The sequence below is a fragment of the Caballeronia concitans genome, assembly GCF_001544615.1.
GTDB lineage: Bacteria > Pseudomonadota > Gammaproteobacteria > Burkholderiales > Burkholderiaceae > Caballeronia > Caballeronia concitans.
In genome coordinates, this window is sequence record NZ_FCNV02000004.1 from 240,725 (window position 1) to 256,105 (window position 15,381).

Annotated in this window: 13 protein-coding genes; 6 read left to right on the top strand and 7 right to left on the bottom strand. The window is 65.8% G+C overall.

Features of this window, described 5'->3' with window-relative positions; genetic code table 11:
* Positions 1–121: 121 nt before the first annotated feature.
* The gene (locus tag AWB72_RS13400) at positions 122–1,060 is read right to left on the bottom strand and encodes a Gfo/Idh/MocA family protein (RefSeq protein WP_040052535.1); all 939 of its coding nucleotides are present in this window, start codon (positions 1,058–1,060) and stop codon (positions 122–124) included.
* A 23-nt stretch (positions 1,061–1,083) separates the two neighbouring features.
* Positions 1,084–2,817, bottom strand: coding sequence for an IlvD/Edd family dehydratase (locus AWB72_RS13405; RefSeq protein ID WP_040052536.1), 1,734 nt, complete (start codon positions 2,815–2,817; stop codon positions 1,084–1,086).
* Positions 2,818–2,947: 130 nt separating this feature from the next.
* Between AWB72_RS13405 and AWB72_RS13410 the strand changes: the two genes are divergently transcribed.
* Positions 2,948–3,901, top strand: coding sequence for a LysR substrate-binding domain-containing protein (locus AWB72_RS13410; RefSeq protein ID WP_040052700.1), 954 nt, complete (start codon positions 2,948–2,950; stop codon positions 3,899–3,901).
* Here the strand turns inward: AWB72_RS13410 and ampC are convergent.
* Positions 3,898–5,082 carry a class C beta-lactamase gene (gene ampC, locus AWB72_RS13415; protein WP_040052537.1) on the bottom strand — a complete coding sequence of 395 codons (1,185 nt, stop codon included), beginning with the start codon at positions 5,080–5,082 and terminating at the stop codon, positions 3,898–3,900. The two genes, AWB72_RS13410 and ampC, sit on opposite strands and share 4 nt — an antisense overlap.
* A 116-nt stretch (positions 5,083–5,198) precedes the next feature.
* The gene (locus tag AWB72_RS13420) at positions 5,199–5,960 is read right to left on the bottom strand and encodes a YoaK family protein (RefSeq protein WP_040052538.1); all 762 of its coding nucleotides are present in this window, start codon (positions 5,958–5,960) and stop codon (positions 5,199–5,201) included.
* 147 nt (positions 5,961–6,107) lie between these two features.
* Here AWB72_RS13420 and AWB72_RS13425 point away from each other — a divergent pair, with 147 nt between their 5' ends.
* The 5 genes from AWB72_RS13425 to AWB72_RS13445 are packed head-to-tail and all read left to right on the top strand — an operon-like array spanning position 6,108 to position 11,373.
* The gene (locus tag AWB72_RS13425; protein ID WP_052450072.1) at positions 6,108–6,575 is read left to right on the top strand and encodes a MarR family winged helix-turn-helix transcriptional regulator; all 468 of its coding nucleotides are present in this window, start codon (positions 6,108–6,110) and stop codon (positions 6,573–6,575) included.
* Complete coding sequence (locus tag AWB72_RS13430; protein WP_040052539.1) at positions 6,572–8,683, top strand: FUSC family protein; 2,112 nt, start codon at positions 6,572–6,574, stop codon at positions 8,681–8,683. The genes AWB72_RS13425 and AWB72_RS13430 overlap by 4 nt, the downstream gene beginning before the upstream one ends.
* A gap of 34 nt (positions 8,684–8,717) precedes the next feature.
* Positions 8,718–8,927 (top strand): DUF1656 domain-containing protein, encoded by a 210-nt coding sequence (locus AWB72_RS13435; protein WP_040052540.1) that lies wholly within the window; start codon positions 8,718–8,720, stop codon positions 8,925–8,927.
* Entirely contained in the window at positions 8,924–9,907 is a 984-nt protein-coding gene (locus tag AWB72_RS13440; RefSeq protein WP_040052541.1) for an efflux RND transporter periplasmic adaptor subunit, read from the top strand. The genes AWB72_RS13435 and AWB72_RS13440 overlap by 4 nt, the downstream gene beginning before the upstream one ends.
* A 14-nt stretch (positions 9,908–9,921) precedes the next feature.
* Complete coding sequence (locus tag AWB72_RS13445) at positions 9,922–11,373, top strand: efflux transporter outer membrane subunit (RefSeq protein ID WP_244285616.1); 1,452 nt, start codon at positions 9,922–9,924, stop codon at positions 11,371–11,373.
* A gap of 3 nt (positions 11,374–11,376) precedes the next feature.
* On the opposite strand, the gene AWB72_RS13450 is transcribed toward AWB72_RS13445, so the two are convergent.
* The 3 genes from AWB72_RS13450 to garD form a co-directional block, all read right to left on the bottom strand.
* A complete protein-coding gene (locus AWB72_RS13450) occupies positions 11,377–12,231 on the bottom strand; it encodes an NmrA family NAD(P)-binding protein (RefSeq protein WP_040052543.1) in 855 nt (284 codons plus the stop codon).
* Positions 12,232–12,323: 92 nt separating this feature from the next.
* A complete protein-coding gene (locus tag AWB72_RS13455; RefSeq protein WP_040052544.1) occupies positions 12,324–13,562 on the bottom strand; it encodes a Zn-dependent hydrolase in 1,239 nt (412 codons plus the stop codon).
* 106 nt (positions 13,563–13,668) lie between these two features.
* Positions 13,669–15,258: a galactarate dehydratase gene (gene garD / locus AWB72_RS13460; protein ID WP_040052545.1), complete on the bottom strand. Its 1,590-nt coding sequence runs from the start codon at positions 15,256–15,258 to the stop codon at positions 13,669–13,671.
* Positions 15,259–15,381 lie beyond the last annotated feature (123 nt).

Genomic DNA, 15,381 nt, shown 5'->3' on the forward strand with positions numbered 1-15,381 from the left:
CGAACGCGTAGACTTCGCGTGGGTTTGAAGCACCCAACTCAGTGTCCTAGTCACACACTGAATTCGCCCCGCGCAAGCGGGGCATTTTTTTTCGTACACCTTTCAAATTTCCTTCCGTGCATCAGCGCCCGAACGCCTCCGTCTCGACCTGCTTGCCCAAGAGAAATGCATCCGCGACGATGCCGAGCGGCCTGACATCGACATCGCTTTCCTTCGCTGCAATCAGTTCGTGGAAGCGCTCGTACAGCGCGGGATACTCGCGCTCCGGTCCGAGCGCAATCTCTTCCCCCGCGATGGATAGGCGCTTGCCGCCTTCGCGGATCGAAAGGCGGCCCCCGTCGGTATCGACGTCGATCGCCCATTCTTCGACCGGACCGTGGCGCCAGTCGAACACCGCGCGCACCGGCGCACCGTTCGTATCGACGCAATCCAGCTCGGCGGCGATGGGCGTCGCGGTATCGCGCGGAATGGTGAGCGTGGCGGCGCGCAGCGCGATTTCGCGCGGCAGGATGCGCGTCACGATCGACAGCGCATTGATGCCGGGATCGAACACGCCGAGGCCGCCCGGCTCCCAGATCCACTGCTGGCCCGGATGCCAGCGGCGCACGTCCTCTTTCCAGCGCACTTCGACCGCGCGCACGTTGCCCGCTTCCTTCGACGCGAGCCACGCGCGCGCCGGTTCCACCGCGCTCGCCGCGCGCGAATGCCAGCTCGCGAAGAGCGTGACGCCGCTGGATCGCGCGATATCGTGCAACGCTTTCACTTCGCTGACGCTTGCGCCGGGCGGCTTTTCGAGCATCACGTGCTTGCCCGCGAGCAGCGCCGCGCGGGCCTGCTCGAAGCGCACTTGCGGCGGCGCGCAGAGCGACACCGCATCCAGCGACGACTCGGCGGCCAGCAACGCGTCGATGTCCGCGTAGTTGCGCACGCCGTCGACGGTCGCGTTGCGGCTCGCGCACGCGACGAGTTCGAAGCCCGGCTGCGCGCCGATCGCGGGAAGATGCTGGTCCCGCGCGATCTTGCCGATGCCGACGACGGCGAGCGTATAACGCGATGTCATAGCCGATGATCTCCGTGCGCAGGTCAGTGCGAATGACGCGGCACTTCCGCGCCGCGCTTGCCGACGAGAAAGTCCAGATCGCAGCCTTCGTCCGCCTGCAGCACGTGATCGACATAAAGACGCTGATAGCCGCCATCGCCCCACACTTTGGGCGGCACGTGATCGGCCATGCGGCGCGCGAGTTCTTCTTCGCTGATGTCGAGATGCAGCGTGCCGGCGTCGCAATCGAGTTCGATCCAGTCGCCGTCGCGCACGGCGGCAAGCGGCCCGCCCGCCGCCGCTTCGGGCGCGACGTGCAGCACCACCGTGCCATACGCGGTGCCGCTCATGCGCGCGTCCGAAATGCGGACCATGTCCTTCACGCCCTGACGCAGGAGCTTCGGCGGCAGGCCCATGTTGCCCACTTCGGCCATGCCCGGATAACCCTTCGGCCCGCAGTTCTTCATGACGAGCACGCAGTCCTTGTCGACATCGAGCGATTCATCGACGATGCGCTCCTTATAGTGCTCGAGGTTCTCGAACACGACCGCGCGCCCGCGATGTTTCAGCAGCTCGGGCGTCGCCGCCGACGGCTTCAGCACCGCGCCGCGCGGCGCGAGATTGCCGCGCAGCACGCGGATGCCGCCATCGGCGATCAAGGGGTTGCTCAGTTCGCGGATGACTTCGTCGTTGGTATTCGGCGCCGTCTTCACGTTCTCCCAGAGCGTCTTGCCGTTGACCGTCAGCGCGTCCGGATGCGGCAGCAGGTTCGCTTCGCCGAGACGCCGCAGCACCGCCGGCAAACCGCCCGCGTAATAAAACTCTTCCATCAGGAAGCGGCCTGAAGGCATCAGATCGACGATGGTCGGCGTATCGCGGCCGATGCGCGTCCAGTCTTCCAGTTCCAGCGGCACGCCGATGCGCCCCGCGATCGCCTTCAGGTGAATGACCGCATTGGTCGAGCCGCCGATCGCGGCGTTGGTGCGGATCGCGTTCTCGAACGCTTCGCGCGTCAGGATCTTCGAGAGCGTCAGCCCTTCGAGCGCCATTTCGACGATGCGAATGCCCGACATGTGCGCGAGCACGTAGCGGCGCGCATCGACGGCGGGAATCGCGGCGTTATGCGGCAGCGACGTGCCGAGCGCTTCGGCCATGCACGCCATCGTCGATGCGGTGCCCATCGTGTTGCACGTGCCCGCCGAGCGCGACATGCCGCCTTCCGCCGACAGGAACTGATGCAGGTCGATCTCGCCCGCCTTCAGCGCTTCGTGCAGTTGCCACACCGCCGTGCCCGAGCCGATGTTCTTGCCGTCGAGCTTGCCGTTCAGCATCGGCCCGCCCGTCACGACGATAGCGGGCACATCGCAGCTTGCCGCGCCCATCAGCAACGCGGGCGTAGTCTTGTCGCAGCCGGTGAGCAGCACGACGGCGTCGATCGGATTGCCGCGAATCGCTTCTTCCACGTCCATCGCCGCGAGATTGCGCGTGAGCATCGCGGTCGGACGCAAATTCGATTCGCCATTGGAAAACACCGGGAATTCCACCGGGAAGCCGCCGGCTTCGTACACGCCGCGCTTCACGTGCTCCGCGATCTTGCGAAAGTGCGCGTTGCACGGCGTGAGTTCGGACCATGTATTGCAGATGCCGATGACCGGCCTGCCATCGAACTCATGGTCGGGGATGCCCTGATTCTTCATCCAGCTTCGATACATGAAGCCGTTCTTGTCGGCGGTGCCGAACCATTGTTGTGAGCGCAGCTTGGGCTTCGAGGCCGACATGTAGGGTGTCCATTTTCTGAAGTCGATCCGGCGAAGTCTATGAGACCGCGTGATAATCTGCCAATGAAATGTTCGACGTTTCCGATACACGAATCGGCATTCGTGCAAACCCCTAGAAAACCGCTAGATGTTGCTGAATTCGAGTCCCTGGTATGTCCGCAACCGGCTGAAGACGCGGCAACTGATGCTCCTCGTCGCGCTTGCGGACGAAGGCAATATTCATCGCGCGGCGGCGGTGCTTCATATGACGCAGCCCGCCGCGTCCAAGCTCTTGCGTGAACTCGAAGAGACGCTCGGCGCGACGCTGTTCGAACGCGAGCCGCGCGGCATGCGTCCCACGCTTTATGGCGACGCGATGGTTCGTCACGCGCGCGCCGTGCTCGGCAGTCTGGATCAGGCGCAGGAAGAGTTGATCGCGTTGAAGTCGGGGCGGCTCGGGCATGTGGCCGTCGGCGCGATCACGTCGCCGGGCGTGCGCCTGTTGCCCGCGGCGGTCGCCGCCGTGAAGCGCGCGCACGCGGATATCCGCGTATCGGTCGAGATCGACGCGAGCAACGTGCTGCTCGAACGGCTCGCGCAAGAGAAGCTCGATGTGGTCATCGGCAGGCTCTCGGCGGAGCATGACAAGCTGCGGCTGCGTTACGAGCCGCTCGCCGGCGAGCCGGTGCGCGCGGTCGTGCGTACGGGGCATCCGCTGCTCGCGGGCCCTGCGCTCACGCTCGCCGATGTCCAGCCGTGCGCGTGGCTCGTGCCGCCTGCGGGCAGCGTGCTGCGGCATCGCTTCGAGTTGATGTTTCAGCGCGCGAGTCTCGCGCCGCCGTCGAACGTGGTCGAGACGGCCGCGATTCTTTTCATCACGCGCCTGCTCGAACAAAGCGACATGATCGCGGTGCTGGCCGAGGACGTCGCGCTCTATTACGCGCGTCACGGCATCGCGCAGATGCTTCCTTTGCCGATGGATTGCCAGATGGACGACTTCGGCATCGTCACGCGCGCGGACGGCTTGCCCACGCCCGCCGCGAACGTGATGATCGATGCATTGCGCACGACGGCGCTCGCCGTCTATCAGGACGAAGCGCGCTAACGGCCGGGCTTCGCATCGAGCAGCGGCGTGAGAATGGCATACGCCGCGCTCACGCGCTCCGCGTTCGGGATGTTCTTGTTCGCCAGCATCACGATGCCCACATGCCTGCCCGGCACGAACGCGACGTACGTGCCGAAGCCGTTCGTCGAGCCGGTCTTGTTGATCCACACATCGCCGCGCGGCGCTTCAGGCGGATCGAAGCGCTCGACCGGTTTCGCATCCAGCGCCATCGAGGACGAATTGCCGTCGAGCAAATCCTGCAATCGCGCGGGATACGCATACTGCTCCCAGATGAGGTCCTGCGTCATCTTTCCGGCGCGGAAGTACCCGGTATGCGTCGCGTTGATCGCGCGTTGCAGCGTGGCGTCGATATTCGCGGCATCGTTCATGTTCGCTTGCAGAAAGCGCGTCATGTCCGCAATGCTCGCCTTCACGCCATACGCTTCGGACGAGAGCACGCCCGGCCTCATGCGAATCGGCGCGCCGTCTTTCGTGTAGCCCTGCGCATAGTCCTTCATGCGCGCCGCCGGCACCTGGATATAAGCGTTCGTCAGACCGAGCGCGGGAAAGAGGCGCTGCTGCATGAGCGCGTCGAAGTCCTGCGCCATGCTCTTCGCGGTGATCAGCCCCAGCATGCCGATGCCCGGATTCGCGTACGTGCGATACGTGCCCGGCGCATGACGCGGCTTCCACGACTTCAAGTACTGCATGAGTTGCGCGTCGTCGTGGATGTCGTCGGGCACTTGCAGCGGCAGGCCGCCCGGCGTGTGCGTGCCGAGTTCGAGGAGCGTCACGTCGTCGCCGAACGGCGTGCCGCGCAGTTCGGGCAGATGCTTGCTCACCGGATCGCTCAGGGAAAGATGGCCGTTCAGTTGCGCGTATTCGGCAAGCGTCGCGGTGAAGGTCTTGCTGACCGAGCCGAGTTCGAAGAGCGTATTGCGCGTGACGGGCTTCTTCGTCTCCTTCGACGCCAGCCCGTAGCCGAACACGCGTGTCTCGCCATTCGCGACGATTCCCACCGCCATGCCCGCGATGCCGTCGCGCTGCATCAAGGGCGTGATCGCCGTATCGACGAGATGTTTGATGTCGTCGCGGGGCGGGACGGTTGCCTGGCTAAAGACCGGGATCGAACAAGTGGAAAGGATGGCGGCCGCCAACAGGTGCAGCGTACTGAGCTTCATCGGTTGAATCCTTCATGGTGCAGGTGATAAACGACGCGGAAGGATTCTATTGGACGAGACGCATCGAAACATCCGCCGGTGGCATTGCGCTTTCTGCCGTCGCAGTGGCGCCAACGCTATCTGCGCGCCCGCCGCCGCCCCGCCGACAGGTCATCCACCAAAGGCACCGATGAAAACAGCAGCAGCATCACCGCGAGCGGGACCGTCGTCATGAAGCCGAGATGCGCGAAGCCTACCGCGCCGGCAAAACCGCCCGCGACGAACATGCCGAGCAGCGAAGCGAGCAGGCCGAGACGCGCATGATTCGCGCTCACATATCGCGCGTCGCCACGCGCCACGCCACGGTTCCAGTAAAGACTCTTGCCCAGCTCGATGCCGATATCGGTCACGAGCCCCGTCACGTGCGTGGTTCTGATCTCGGCCTTCGACATCTTCGTGATCATCGCGTTCTGCAGGCCCATCACGAAGCACAGCAGCGCGACCGTCGCCGGCACGTCCCACACGCGATGCGTCTCCAGGTTCGCGCCGAGCATCCCGAACACGAGCAGCAGGCAGGCTTCGAGCAGGAGCGGCGTGGCGAAGACGCTCTGCGCGTCGCGCTGCCGCCCCCAGTTGATGAGCAGCGCCGACGTCGCCGCGCCGAAGAGGAACGCGAGCACCGCGCCGATCGCGGAGAACACGAGCGCCACCTGACCGAGCACGAGGTTGTCCGCGACCGACGACACCAGCCCCGACATATGCGACGTGTACTGTCCCACCGCGAGGAAGCCGCCCGCGTTGGCCGCGCCCGCGACGAACGCAAGCGCGCAGCCGAGGCGGCGATTGGCGGAATGGGTGCGGCTCGGCGAGGTCAGGCCCCTGAGGTAGCTGATCGGCATGGCTGGCCCGGCGGGATGGTCGAATCGGCAAGATATCACGACATTGTTTTCAACTGCGCCGGTCATCGCACGACACATTGCAACACTTGTCGAAAACCCCAATTGAATAGGACGCTAACGAATGAATAGCCGCTATAATCCCGGCCCATGATTTCCCTCGATCTCTTGCGCCGTTCCGTCAGCAGCGCGCTCGTGCTCGCCGCGCGCCGCTGGCGCCGCACGAGTCACGACGTGCTCGCGTCGTATGGCGTGTCGGAAGCGTGCGCCATGCCGCTGCTCGTGGCCAACCGGCTGGGCGAAGCGGTGCGGCAGGTCGTGCTCGCGGAGCGCGTGGGAATCGAAGGACCGTCGCTCGTCAGGCTGCTGGATCAGTTGTGCGCGGCCGGCCTCGTGCGCCGCGACGAAGACCCCGAGGACAAGCGCGCCAAGACCATCACGCTCACCGACGAAGGCCGCGCCGTCACCGCGCGCATGGAAGAGCGGCTCGTCGCGCTGCGCGCGCGCGTCCTGAAGGACGTCAGCCGCGAAGATCTCGAAACGACACTGCGCGTGCTCGACGTGTTCAACGCATCGCCCGATGCGTCGGGCGGCAAGCGCAACCACAACGCTCCATGAACTTTCCGTCGGCACGCGAATGGCTGTTCTCCACGCGGACCTTCGCAGCCGCGATGATCGCGCTTTACATCGCGCTTGCGCTCGAACTGCCGCGCCCGTACTGGGCCATGGCCACCGTCTATATCGTCTCGAATCCGTTCGTCGGGGCGACGCGTTCGAAGGCGCTGTATCGCGCGCTCGGCACGATGATCGGCGCGTCGGGCGCGGTGCTGATCGTGCCCCCGTTCGTCGAATCGCCGTTCTTCTTCAGCGTGCTCGTCGCGCTATGGACGGGCACGCTACTCCTCCTCTCGATGTTCGACCGCACCGCGCGCAGCTACGTCTTCCTGCTCGCGGGCTACACGCTGCCGCTGATCGCGCTGCCGGCGGTCACCAATCCCACCGCCGTGTTCGATCTCGCGATCTCGCGTACCGAAGAGATCACGCTCGGCATCGTGGTGGCGAGCATCGTCGGGACGGTGTTCTTTCCGAGCCGTCTCGCGCCCACGCTCGTCGAGCGCACCGACGCCTGGTTCCGTGACGCCGCCTTCTATGCGAGCGAAACGCTGTCGGGCCGGCTCGCGGGCGCGCAGGTTTCGGCCGCGCGACAGCGTCTGGCGACGACCGTCAACGGCCTCGAAGTGCTGCTCAGCCAGTTGACCTACGATCACACGCGTCCCGATATCGTGCGCCGCGCGCGTGCGTTGCAAGGCCGCATGCAGATTTTCCTGCCGCTGATTTCGTCGCTCGCCGATCCGCTCATCGAACTGATCGAGAAGCGCGGCACGCATCCCGAAGGCCTCGAGGCGCTGCTCTCCGATGTCGCGAAGTGGGTCGCGCTGCCCGTTCCGAAGGCGCACGATCCCGCCGAATCCGAGCGCGAGCCCGATGCCTTGCGCGAGCGCATCACGGCGATGCGGCCATCGGCTGAAGCGCTCGCGAGCGTCGATGGCGCGCTGCTTTCGAGCGCGCTGTGGCGTCTGTCTCAGGTGGTCGATCTGTGGCGCGACATCCGCACGCTGCGCGCCGCGATCCTGCACGACGAGCACGACTGGCGTCCGCGCTTTCGTCACTGGCGGCTCGGCGGCACCGAGCGTTTCTTCGACCTGGGCATGATGCTGTTCGCGACGGCGGTCGCGGTGGGCGCGATCATCGTCGCGTGCGTCTTGTGGATCGAATCCGGCTGGGCCGATGGCGCGAGCAGCGTCGCGCTCGCCGCCGTTGCGTGCTGCTTCTTCGCCGCGCTCGACGAGCCCGCGCCGCAAGTGTTCACGTTCTTCCGCGCGACCTTCATCAGCGTGGCGCTCGCGGGACTTTACGTGTTCGCGGTGCTGCCCCACGTGCACGACTTCGCGATGCTCGTCGTGATCTTCTCGGTGCCGTTCATCGCCATCGGCATTCTGATTCCGCGCCCGCGCTTCACGCTCATCACCATGCTCGTCGCGGTGAACACGGCGACGTTCATCAGCATTCAAAGCGCCTACGAAGCCAATTTCTTCGTCTTTCTCAACAGCAATCTCGCGGGCCTCGCCGGTCTTCTTTTCGCGTTCGTGTGGACGCGCGTGACGCGGCCCTTCGGCTCCGAACTCGCGGTCGCGCGGCTCACGCGCTCGGCATGGCGAGACATTGTGGTGAGCGCATCGACGGCGACGCTCGCGGACCAGCGCAATCTGTACTCGCGCATGCTCGACCGTCTGATGCAGGTGCTGCCGCGTCACGCGAGCACGGACTCTCACAAGCATCCTTCCATCGAGAGTTTTCGCGATTTCCGCGTCGCGCTGAACGCGCTCGATCTGCGGCGCGCGCAACGCAAGCTCACGCTCGACGTGCAGTCTTCCATCGACGATGTGCTCGCCGGCGTGCGCGCGTACTTCGAGGAATGCATCGCGCGGCGGCATCGCCAGCCGGTGCCGCCCGCGCTCGTGCATACGATCGATGCCGCCGTCGCGCGCGTCGCGGCGCACACCATCGAAGAGGCCGGCAAGCATGCGCAAGCCGCGCTGCCGGGCGAACGCCTGTTGCGCGATACGCTGCACGCGCTCGTCGGCATGCGCCTCTCGCTGCATCCGCCCGCAACGGAAACGCAGCCGAATGCACGCGGCGGCGCGCCTCGCGAGGAGCCGGCGTGATGTTCACTCAACTTTCGTCACGGGACCTCTTCGCATGATCGGCGAAATCGACATTCTCGGCGTGTTCGTGCCCGCGGTGCTCGTGCTGATGTTCATCGCCTATCTGCTGAATCTGGCGATCCGCACGGTGCTCGCGCGCATTGGCTTTTATCGCTTCGTGTGGCATCGCTCTGTTTTCGATCTCGGCATCTATGTTCTGGTGCTGGGCTTTGTCGTCATCGTTTCGCACCGGCTCATCACGTGAAAAAAACCTGGTTCTCCATCGGGCAGATCTTGCTCACGCTCATCGTCGTCGCGATTGCAGCCGTCGTGCTGTGGAAGCTGGTCGATTACTACATGTTCGCGCCCTGGACCCGCGACGGCCACGTGCGCGCCGATGTCATCCAGGTCGCGCCCGACGTGTCCGGTCTCATCACCGACGTCAAGGTCATCGACAACCAGCAGGTGAAACGCGGCGACGTGCTCTTCGTGATCGATCAGGCGCGCTACACGCTCGCGCTGCGCAACGCCGAAGCTACCGCTCAACAGCGCCGCGCGACGCTCGATCAGGCGCGGCGCGAAGATGCGCGCAACCGGGCGCTCGGCAATCTCGTCGCGCGCGAAGTGGTGGAAGAGACGCAGGCGCGCGTGCAGACGGCCACCGCCGCGCTCGCCGATGCGCAAGTCGCCATCGATACCGCGCGCCTCAATCTGCAGCGCACCGAAGTCCTGAGTCCGGTCGACGGTTATCTGAACGATCGCGCGCCGCGTGCCGGCGAGTTCGTGGCGGCGGGGCGCGCGGTGCTGTCGGTCGTCGACATGCATTCGTTCCGCGTCGATGGCTACTTCGAGGAAACGAAGCTGCATGGCATCGATATCGGCCAGCCGGTGGACATCAAGGTGATGGGCGAGCCGAACATTCTGCGCGGTCACGTGCAGAGCATCGTCGCGGCGATCGAGGACCGCGATCGTCAACAAAGCCCGAGTCTGCTGCCGAACGTGAACCCCGCGTTCAGTTGGGTGCGGCTCGCGCAGCGCATTCCGGTGCGCGTGACGCTCGACGAAATTCCCGCCGACTTCCGCATGATCGCGGGCCGCACGGCGACGGTGTCGGTGCGCGGCATCGGGCCGTCGATCGGACGCAGCACGCCCGCGAGCGACGTGCCGGCAGCGGCCACCGCGCCCGCATCGCCGGTGCCGGCGCATGTTCCGGGCAATACGCCGGCTTCGGGCGCATCGCAATGAAAGGCATCGCACGCATGAACACGCAACGCCTCGGCCTGACGCTGGTTGCGTCGATGCTCGCGCTCGGCGGCTGCATGACCGTGGGCCCCGACTACAAGGTGCCCGAAGGCGCGGCCGTCAACGCGCCGTATGCGAACGCGCCGATCGATGGCGCCGCCGATGCGCCCGTCACGCCAGGCACGGCGCCCTCGAAGTGGTGGCGTCTATACGACGATCCCGCGCTCGACGAACTGGTGAGCGAAGCGCTCGTGTCGAATGCGGACTTGCGCGTGGCCGCCGCGAACCTCGCCCGCTCGCGCGCCGAAGTGGACTTCGCCAGCCGGCAGGGCGGCTTTTCCAGCAAAAGTTCGGTTGCATTCCAGCGCGCGCAGGAATCGGCGGAACAGTACTTGTTGACGGAGAAGCTGCCGGTCGTGAACGAAGGCGCGCTCGAACTGAGCGTCTCGTATGAATTCGATCTCTTCGGCAAGCTGAAGCGCGGCATCGAAGCCGCCGTCGCCGACGACGAAGCCATTGAAGCCGCCGGCGATCTCGCCCGCATCACCGTCGTGGCCGATGTCGTGCGCGCGTATGTCGAATCGTGCTCGGCGGCGGAAGAACTGGGCATCGCGCAGAAATCGCTCGAACTGCAACGGGAGCGCGTGCGGCTCGCGACGCGGCTGCGCAATGCGGGCCGCGGCAATCAGTCCGAGGTGACGCGCGGCGTGACGCAATCCGAAACGCTCGCCGCCGATATCCCGCGATACGTCGCGCGCCGCCGCGTGGCGCAGTATCGGCTCGCGATGCTGCTCGCGCGCGCGCCGTCCGCGTTGCCGCCCGCCGCGCTCTCGTGCAAGCGGCTGCCGAAACTGCGTCAGCCGATTCCCGTCGGCGACGGCGCCGCGCTGCTCAAGCGCCGGCCCGACGTGCGGCAGGCCGAGCGCCAGCTGGCGGCATCGACGGCGCGCATCGGCGTGGCGACGGCGGCGCTGTATCCGTCGGTGAGCTTCGGCGCGTCGGTGGGGTCGGTGGGGATCGCGGAAGACCTGTTCGGCGCGGCGACGAATCGCTGGGCGTTCGGGCCGCTCATCAACTGGAACTTTCCGATCAACGGGCAGCGCGCGCGCGTGCGGCAGGCGGAAGCGGCATCGGGCGGCGCGCTCGCGCGTTTCGACGGCGTCGTGCTGAACGCGCTGCGCGAAACGCAGAGCAGTCTCGCGACGTATGCATCCGATACGGCCCGCGCCGACACCTTGCACACCGCGTACCGGTCGGCGGTGGAATCGGCGGACGAGACGCATCGGCTGTATTCGGCGGGGCGCGAGTCGTTCATCGCCGATCTCGATGCGACACGCACGCTCACGAGCGTCGCCGCGCAAGTGGCGGCGGCGGACGCGCAGGTCGCGGTGGATCAGGTGAATCTGTTCCTCGCGCTCGGCGGCGGTTGGGAACGCGATGAGGACGTGGCGCGGACAAGCGGCAAGTGAGGCTCACCCCGCGAGCTTGCGAATCACCGTTTCCAGCGGCGTGTCGCCCTTCACGATCTCCGCGCCGCGCCCTTCGAAGTCGATCCATCCTTCGTTGAAGCCGTCGAGCATGCGGATGCGCGGCATCGGATGCTGCATGCCTTGCTGCTCGAAGAGCGCACGCCAGCGCTCGCGCGGCACGGCCTGCGCGCGCACGGGCCTGCCGAGCACGGCTGAGAACGCGCGGGCGATATCGTTCGGGCTCACGCGCCGCGGCCCTTCCAGTTCGACGATGCGCGTGCCTTCCCACTCCTCCTGAAGCAGCTTCGCCGCGATCTTGCCGATGTCTTCGGTCGCGACCATCGGAATCGCGCGATCGAGCGGCTGCAGGAACGAATGCACGACGCCTTCATCGCGCGCCGATTGCACGTCCCACGCGCTGTTTTCCATGAACCAGCCGGGACGCAAGAACGTGACGGGAACGGGCTGCGCGCTGAGCGCGTGCTGAAGCAGCGTGTGCTGCGTCAGCAGATTCTCTTCGACCGCCTGTGCGCCGATGGTCGACAGACACACGATCTTGCGCGGCCTCGCACGCGAGATAGCCGCGACGATGGCATCGATCATTTCACGCGCTTCCGGAAAGCCCGGCGCGGGATCGAATTGCGGCGGCAGCAGCACGAACACGCCTTCCACGCCTTCGAAGGCTTGCGCGAGCGCGTCGGCATCGGTCATCGTGGCGAGCGCGACGTCGCAGCGCGCCGACCACGCTTCGCCCTTCTTCGCATCGCGCACGACGGCGCGCACACGTTGACCTGCTGCGAGCAACGCATCGGCGAGCGCGCCGCCGACCTGTCCGGTGATTCCTGTGATGGCATACATGCTTCATTCCTCCGTGTCGTGACGCCTCGCATCGTAGGACGCCGCGTTCGCGGAAGAAATGACGCACGCGTCATGACATTGATGACGCGGGGTCAGGAATCGCGATGCAACGCATGCAGGATGTTCGCCGCCGCGCGCGCCGCCACTTCGCATCCGAGGACGATATGCGTCTCTTCCGTATCCTCGATGAAGTCGTGGCTCACGCCGCCGATACTCGGCACGAACAGCATGCACGCGGGCACATGATGCGCGATGACCTGCGCATCGTGCGACGCGCCGCTCGGCATGCGCTCCCATTGACCCGGCGCGAGCGCTTCGGCGGCATCGGCGAGATGCGTCTGCAACGCGTGGTCCATCACGACGGGCTGCTCCGGCGGCTCGCTCGCGATGATCTCGACGCGCACGCCGGCCTTCGCATTGAACTCGTCGATAAGCGTGGCGAGCGCGCGTTCCATCGCTTCGAGGCGCGCGGCGTTCGCATCGCGGAATTGCAGGGACATGTCCGCGCGGCCAGGCACGACGCTGAACGAACCCGGATCGAGATCGATGCGGCCCACGGTCCACACCGTGTCGGCATCGGCGAGCGAGGCGAACGCATCGTTCATGCGCGCGATGAACGCCACGAGCGCCGCGCCCGCATCGCGACGAATATGCATCGGCGTGGTGCCCGCGTGATTGCGCTGCCCGGTGAAACGCAGCGTGAGTTCGCGTATGCCGACGATGGTCGTCACCACGCCGATCGACTTGCCGCCCGCTTCGAGCCGTCCGCCCTGCTCGATATGCGGCTCCAGATACGCCTTGTGCCGCGTCGTGTCGATGCGAACGCGCGGCGCATCCGCGATGCCCGCCTGACGCAACGCATCGGCGAGCAACGTGCCTTCGCGGTTGCGCGCGTGACGGATCGCATCGTCGACGGAATCGCCGACGAAGCTGCGGCTGCCGAGAAAGCCCGCGAACGTGCCTTCTTCATCGATCCACGATGCGACGTCCACCGCGAGATGCTTCGTCGCGTCGCATTCGGCGAGCGCACGCGCAATCTCGATGCCGAACATCACGCCCAATGCGCCATCGAGCCAGCCGCCCGTGGGCTGCGTGTCCGTGTGAGAGCCGATGAGCAGCGCCGGCCCCGCGTTGCGCGAGCGGCCGAACACGTTGCCGACGCCGTCGATGGACGCGTCGAGCCCCGCATCGCTCATGCGTTCGGCAAGCCAGCGGCGCGCTTCCAAATCGATGGGCGACAGCGACAGCCGGACCACGCCCGGTCCCGTCGCGCCGAAACTGCGCAGTGTCTTGAGGTCGTTGAGCAGGCGTGTCGGGTTGATTTTCGGCATGAGGGTATCGGTCGATTGGTGTAGACGCGTAGCTTACACGCCCGCGCAATGCGAAAAGCCCCTGGAAACAGGGGCTTTTCACATCGACACAAAGAAACGGATGGCTTCAGGTCACCGGCGCCGGATTGAACAGCACGAGCGCGTTGTGCAGCTTCAGCGCCTCGGCCTTCGTCTGCTTCTTGCCGCTCGCGACATCCAGCATCATGCGGAAGAGTTCCCAGCCCACGTCGCCGATGGTCGCTTCGCCGGTCGCGATGGTGCCCGCGTTCACGTCCATCAGATCGTGCCAGCGGCGCGCGAGATCCGAGCGCGTCGCCACCTTGATGACCGGCACTTCCGCGAGGCTGTACGGCGTGCCGCGCCCCGTCGTGAACACGTGAATATTGATGCCCGCAGCCAGTTGCAGCGTGCCGCAAATGAAGTCGCTCGCGGGCGTCGCCGCGTAGATCAAGCCCTTCTGCTTGACCTTCTCGCCCGGCGACAGCACGCCCGAAATGGTCGAACTTCCCGACTTGACGATGGAACCCATGGCCTTCTCGACGATGTTCGACAGCCCGCCCTTCTTGTTGCCGGGCGTCGTGTTCGCACTGCGGTCCGCGCCGCCGCGCTTCAGATAATCGTCGTACCACTGCATCTCGCGGATGATCGCCGCCGCCACTTCGCCATTCGCGGCGCGCGCGGTGAGCTGCGCGACGCCGTCGCGCACTTCGGTCACTTCCGAGAACATGACGGTCGCGCCCGCGCGCACGAGCAGATCGGTCGCGAAACCCACGGCCGGATTCGCAGTGAGACCCGAGAACGCATCGCTGCCGCCGCACTGCACGCCCACGACGAGATCCGAAGCCGGACACGTCTCGCGGCGGCGATTGTTCAGCCGCTTCAGATGCGTTTCGGCCATGCGCATGATGGAATCGATCATCGACTGGAAGCCGACGTGCCCCTCGTCCTGCAACACGACCGCTGCGCCGTTGTCCTCGGCTTCCATGTCGCCGATATCCGCGATCGCGTCGTCCACGGCGGCCGCCGCGATCGGAATGGTGCCGGGCGGCATCAGGCGCTCGGGCTGCAGCTTCTCGCAGCCGAGGCTCACCATCATCACTTCGCCGCCGAAGTTCGGATTCAGCGCGATATTGCGCACGGTGCGGATGGGGACCATCGCGTCGGGCGCGTCGATGGCCACGCCGCAGCCGTACGTGTGGCCGAGGCTCACGACGTCATCGACATTCGGGTAACGCGGCAGCAGTTCCGCCTTGATGCGGTCGACCGCGTGCTGCACCACGTCCGCGACGCATTGCACGGTCGTCGTGATCGCGAGGATGTTGCGCGTGCCGACGGTGCCGTCCGCGTTGCGATATCCCTCGAACGTGAAGCCTTCGAGCGGCGACGTGTCCGGCGCCTTGATGGTCGCGATCGGCAGGTCGTGCAACTCGGGCGGCGTCGGCATGCGCAGCACATGCTCGTTGATCCAGCTGCCCTTCGGCAGCGCCTTCAACGCATAGCCGATGACCACGTTGTAGCGGATGACCGCATCGCCTTCCGCGAGGTCCGTGAGCGCGACCTTGTGGCCTTGCGGCACGCGCTCGCGCAGGACGAGGCCATCGGAAAAAGTGGCGCCTTCGCCGAGGCCGCCGTCGTTCACGACGATCGCCACGTTGTCCTCGGGATGCACGCGAATATAAAGCGGGGGCTGATTCATTCCTGACAATCCTTGGGCGCTGTTAAAGCGGACTTCGAGAGTTATGTCATCCTACAACATAGCGATCGGCTTGTGCTCGGTATTTACCCTCGACTTTGCAGACAAGTCCTAGATTCGCTTGTC

What these genes read in the sequence shown, in the direction of transcription:
- AWB72_RS13420 (WP_040052538.1), bottom strand. Translation starts at nt 5,960, where the DNA reads ATGCCGATCAGCTACCTCAGGGGCCTGACCTCGCCGAGCCGCACCCAT.
- AWB72_RS13455 (WP_040052544.1), bottom strand. Translation starts at nt 13,562, where the DNA reads ATGCCGAAAATCAACCCGACACGCCTGCTCAACGACCTCAAGACACTG.
- garD (WP_040052545.1), bottom strand. Translation starts at nt 15,258, where the DNA reads ATGAATCAGCCCCCGCTTTATATTCGCGTGCATCCCGAGGACAACGTG.
- ampC (WP_040052537.1), bottom strand. Translation starts at nt 5,082, where the DNA reads ATGAAGCTCAGTACGCTGCACCTGTTGGCGGCCGCCATCCTTTCCACT.
- AWB72_RS13405 (WP_040052536.1), bottom strand. Translation starts at nt 2,817, where the DNA reads ATGTCGGCCTCGAAGCCCAAGCTGCGCTCACAACAATGGTTCGGCACC.
- AWB72_RS13450 (WP_040052543.1), bottom strand. Translation starts at nt 12,231, where the DNA reads ATGTATGCCATCACAGGAATCACCGGACAGGTCGGCGGCGCGCTCGCC.
- AWB72_RS13425 (WP_052450072.1), top strand. Translation starts at nt 6,108, where the DNA reads ATGATTTCCCTCGATCTCTTGCGCCGTTCCGTCAGCAGCGCGCTCGTG.
- AWB72_RS13430 (WP_040052539.1), top strand. Translation starts at nt 6,572, where the DNA reads ATGAACTTTCCGTCGGCACGCGAATGGCTGTTCTCCACGCGGACCTTC.
- AWB72_RS13435 (WP_040052540.1), top strand. Translation starts at nt 8,718, where the DNA reads ATGATCGGCGAAATCGACATTCTCGGCGTGTTCGTGCCCGCGGTGCTC.
- AWB72_RS13400 (WP_040052535.1), bottom strand. Translation starts at nt 1,060, where the DNA reads ATGACATCGCGTTATACGCTCGCCGTCGTCGGCATCGGCAAGATCGCG.
- AWB72_RS13445 (WP_244285616.1), top strand. Translation starts at nt 9,922, where the DNA reads ATGAACACGCAACGCCTCGGCCTGACGCTGGTTGCGTCGATGCTCGCG.